Annotated in this window: 3 protein-coding genes; all 3 read right to left on the reverse strand. The window is 57.3% G+C overall.

The features are described from left to right. Positions 1-387: 387 nt before the first annotated feature. A complete protein-coding gene (gene katG / locus ACYVG7_RS10910) occupies positions 388-2,571 on the reverse strand; it encodes a catalase/peroxidase HPI (protein ID WP_043849878.1) in 2,184 nt (727 codons plus the stop codon). A 40-nt stretch (positions 2,572-2,611) separates the two neighbouring features. Beyond that, positions 2,612-3,106 carry a Dps family protein gene (locus ACYVG7_RS10915; protein WP_031943103.1) on the reverse strand — a complete coding sequence of 165 codons (495 nt, stop codon included), beginning with the start codon at positions 3,104-3,106 and terminating at the stop codon, positions 2,612-2,614. A gap of 47 nt (positions 3,107-3,153) precedes the next feature. Next, the coding region (locus ACYVG7_RS10920; RefSeq protein WP_460883137.1) for a recombinase family protein at positions 3,154-3,807 on the reverse strand (654 nt) is incomplete at its 5' end.

The raw sequence follows: 3,807 nt of genomic DNA on the forward strand, positions 1-3,807 counted from the left end.
AACAGGCAATATGTTAAATAGCCGACTTAACCAGGGAAAATCGCGCCCTCGCGCTGGCCAGTCGCGCTACTCTCCGAAAACCGCCCTCTGTCTGCCCGTTTTGCCTCCGTTTCCGCCTGAAAGTTTATGACAGAAATCCGCCTGTTTTTCACCTCGCCATCGCCCGATCCGTTTCGCGCGTTTTGATGCCCAAGCCGCCATTTCCGCCAGTTATGGGGTTGTAGGGGTCGTCTCAGAAAACGGAAAATAAAGCACGCTAAGAAAGTTACGCGTTTCAGTACAGCATTTGCAGATCCAAGTACCGCTGACAAAAGAAGAGAGAGACCGAAAAGCAATTGTTTTTCGGTCTCTCCGGAGAATGTTTAGCAGGCTGTCCTGCTATCCAATCTAGTGCAGATCAAAGCGATCCGCATTCATGACTTTCGTCCAGGCCGCAACAAAATCCTGTACAAACTTGGCCTTGTTGTCGTCCTGCGCGTAGACCTCCGCATAGGCACGCAACACTGAATTTGAACCGAACACCAGATCAACGCGGGTCGCCGTCCACTTGGTTACTCCCGTCTTGCGGTCAACGATGGCGTAGCTGTTACGCCCCGTCGGTTTCCAGCTGTAGGCCATGTCGGTCAGGTTGACGAAGAAATCATTCGTCAGGGTGCCAACACGGTCTGTGAACACGCCATGCGCAGTGCCGTCGAAGTTGGTGCCTAGCACCCGCATGCCTCCTACCAAGGCGGTCATCTCGCACGCGGTCAACCGCATCAGTTGGGCACGATCAAGCAGCAATTCCTCAGCACTGACCACATAATCCTTCTTCAGCCAGTTGCGGAAACCATCGGCCAAGGGTTCAAGCACCTCGAAGGACTCAACGTCGGTTTGTTCTTGCTTGGCATCCCCACGGCCTGGGGCGAACGGAACCGATACCTCAACACCAGCCGCTCTGGCTGCTTGCTCAACGCCGACGTTGCCGGCGAGTACGATTACATCGGCAACACTTGCGCCAGTGTCGGCGGCGATCTTTTCATAGATGGCCAGTACCTTCGTGAGTCGTGCCGGTTCATTACCCTCCCAGTCCTTCTGCGGAGCAAGGCGAATACGTGCGCCGTTCGCTCCGCCGCGCTTGTCCGAGCCACGGAAGGTGCGAGCGCTGTCCCAGGCGGTTGAGACCATCTCACAGATTGTGAGACCGGCGGCGACAATTTTCCCCTTGACGGCAGCAACGTCGTAGTCCTTGCGACCGGCTGGCACCGGGTCTTGCCAGACGAGGTCTTCGGCCGGCACGTCCGGGCCGATGTAACGCGACTTCGGCCCCATGTCACGGTGGGTCAGCTTGAACCAGGCACGGGCGAAGACTTTCTCGAAATACGCTGGATCATCGCGAAAACGCTCGGCAATCTTGCGATATTCAGGATCGAACTTCATCGCCATGTCCGCGTCGGTCATGATCGGCTTATGGCGAATTGACGGGTCTTCGACGTCGACCGGCATATCTTCTTCCTTGATGTTGACCGGTTCCCACTGGTGCGCGCCGGCCGGCGACTTCTGTAGCCACCAGTCGTAGCGAAGCAACAAATCGAAGTAGCCACCTTTGCCGGTGTTCCATTTCATCGGATGCGTGGTCCACGCGCCTTCGATGCCGCTTGTTACGGTGTCACGGCCGATGCCGCGCGTGGTGTGGTTTTGCCAGCCGAGGCCCTGCTCTTCGAGTTCGGCACCTTCGGGAGCCGGCCCCAGATTTGCCGCGCTGCCATTGCCGTGCGTCTTGCCGACGGTGTGACCGCCGCCCGTCAGCGCCACGGTTTCCTCGTCGTTCATCGCCATGCGCGCGAAGGTAATACGCACGTCGTGGGCCGTCTTGAGCGGATCGGGCTTGCCGTCGACACCTTCCGGATTCACGTATATCAAACCCATCATCACGGCTGCCAGCGGGTTTTCGAGGTCGCGTTCGCCGGAGTAGCGGCTGCCAGCGCTACCACTGGGAGCAAGCCATTCCTTCTCAGAACCCCAATAGGTGTCCTTCTCGGGGTGCCAGATGTCTTCGCGACCGAAGGCGAAGCCAAAGGTTTTCAGGCCCATCGACTCGTAGGCCATGTTGCCAGCGAGAATGATCAGGTCGGCCCAGGAGAGCTTGTTGCCATACTTTTTCTTGATCGGCCAGAGCAGGCGGCGCGCCTTGTCGAGGTTGGCATTGTCCGGCCACGAGTTGAGCGGGGCGAATCGCTGGTTGCCTGTGCCACCGCCGCCGCGTCCGTCAGCGATACGGTAGGTGCCGGCTGAGTGCCAAGCCATGCGAATCATCAGCCCGCCATAGTGGCCCCAGTCGGCTGGCCACCAGGACTGGCTGTCGGTCATCAGCGCTTTGAGGTCATTTTTCAGCGCTTGAACATCGAGCTTCTTGAGTTCTTCGCGATAGTTGAAGCCCGTACCCAGCGGGGTGGTCTTGCTGTCGTGCTGGTGCAGGATGTCCAGGTTCAGGGCTTTGGGCCACCATTCCATGGTCTGCATGCTGGCCGATGTAGCGCCTCCGTGCATGACCGGACATTTTCCAGAAGAACTTGCGTCTTTGTTTTCCATGTGTCACTCCTTTGCTTACGTTGTAAACAGAAATGGTGATTTACTCTTCGAGTAAGCTCCGCAACATCCAAGCCGTTTTTTCATGGACATCGATGCGCTGGGTCAGCACATCCGCTGTAGGTTGGTCGTTGGCTTCATCCACCACCGGGAAGAGTTTGCGGGCAGTTCTGGCGGTAGCTTCTTGCGCTGCGACCAGATAGGCGATCATCTCGTTGGCTTTGGGCACACCCTCGACCTCCTGGATTGAGGCAAGCTTGACGAATTCCTTGTAGGTGCCCGGCGCCGGGAAACCCAAGGCACGGATGCGCTCGGCGATCACATCCAACGCATTCCACTGTTCGGTGTATTGGTCCATGAACATCATGTGCAGGCTGTTGAACTGCGGCCCGGTCACATTCCAATGGAAGTTGTGCGTCATCAAGTACAGGGTGTAGCTGTCGGCCAGTAGCGCGGACAATCCGTCGGAAATTTTCTTCCGGTCAGCCTCTGAAATTCCGGTATTCATGGGCATTGATTTGACTTTCTTTTCTTTCATGGTGCTTTCCTTTCGTTGAGATAAATTGAATGGGCATGCTAACGCGCTCATCGATCCTGATTGAGAAGCTTGACTCCATCGGGACGTAGCTCGCCTTTTGGTGAAATACATCGATACAAGGTCTGACGTGTAATACCGAGTTCCACACACAAATCGCCGACCTTGGTTTCTGGTTGCCCCATTGCCGCCATTGCCAAGCGCAACTTGGCGGGCGTCATCTTGAACGGCCGGCCACCCTTTCGACCGCGTGCCCGTGCCGAAGCCAAGCCCGCCACGGTGCGCTCAGCGATTAGCTCTCGCTCGAACTCGGCCAGCGCAGCGAAGATGCCGAAGACCATCTTCCCGGCAGCGGTCGTCGTATCAATGGCCGCGCCGTGACCGGTCAGCACCTTGAGGCCGATGCCGCGCCCGGTAAGGTCGTGCACAGTGTTGATCAAATGACGTAGGTCGCGTCCGAGTCGATCCAGTTTCCACACGACCAGCGTATCGCCTTGCCGTAATGCCTTCAGGCAGCTCGCCAATCCGGGCCGGTCCTCACGCTTTCCGGATGCTTGGTCTTCGTAGAGCTGATATGGGTCGACGCCAGCGGCGGTCAGCGCATCGCGTTGCAAGTCGGTGGCCTGGGAACCATCCGCTTTCGATACCCGCATGTAGCCAATCAGCATTTTGATCCTGTCACATATACGTTCGATTATGTGACA

The organism is Pseudaeromonas pectinilytica, from assembly GCF_054780855.1.

What these genes read in the sequence shown, in the direction of transcription:
- katG (WP_043849878.1), bottom strand. Translation starts at nt 2,571, where the DNA reads ATGGAAAACAAAGACGCAAGTTCTTCTGGAAAATGTCCGGTCATGCAC.
- ACYVG7_RS10915 (WP_031943103.1), bottom strand. Translation starts at nt 3,106, where the DNA reads ATGAAAGAAAAGAAAGTCAAATCAATGCCCATGAATACCGGAATTTCA.